The sequence below is a fragment of the Companilactobacillus bobalius genome, from assembly GCF_002179915.1.
GTDB classification, from domain to species: domain Bacteria; phylum Bacillota; class Bacilli; order Lactobacillales; family Lactobacillaceae; genus Companilactobacillus; species Companilactobacillus bobalius.
In genome coordinates this window covers 1-467 of sequence record NZ_MYFM01000028.1, presented here as the reverse complement: position 1 = coordinate 467, position 467 = coordinate 1, and the positions used below count along the sequence as shown (strand labels likewise).

Genomic DNA, 467 nt, shown 5'->3' with positions numbered 1-467 from the left:
TTACAAAAAGTAATTTAAAACAATTTGCCATGATTTTCATCACAGCTGGCAATCAAAAGATTGCCGCGCAGTTTTCGGTGTTTCTTTAATTCATTAATTCTTAATATCCAGTTTTCAAGGTACGAGTATGACATCTCTGTCAATGGAGGTTAACGGGATCGAACCGATGACCTCCTGCTTGCAAAGCAGGTGCTCTCCCAGCTGAGCTAAACCCCCATAGTACTTATTCAATTATAACAGAGAAAATGGGCCTAAATGGACTTGAACCATCGACCTCACGCTTATCAGGCGTGCGCTCTAAACCAGCTGAGCTATAGGCCCGAAAGCGCCAGGTAGACCTCTCAAAACTAAACAAAGTTTTAACAATTGTGTATTTCCGTTGGTACCAAAGTACCATATCCTTAGAAAGGAGGTGATCCAGCCGCAGGTTCTCCTACGGCTACCTTGTTACGACTTCACCCTAATCA

At 42.8% G+C, this 467-nt stretch carries 2 tRNA genes and 1 rRNA gene; all 3 read right to left on the bottom strand.

The window, feature by feature from the left end:
* Positions 1 to 143: 143 nt before the first annotated feature.
* Positions 144 to 216 (bottom strand) — tRNA-Ala (locus tag LKACC16343_RS14140).
* Between the two features lie 30 nt (positions 217 to 246).
* A tRNA-Ile gene (locus LKACC16343_RS14135) sits at positions 247 to 321 on the bottom strand.
* Between the two features lie 84 nt (positions 322 to 405).
* Positions 406 to 467: ribosomal RNA gene (locus tag LKACC16343_RS14130) — 16S ribosomal RNA — on the bottom strand; the annotation flags it as partial.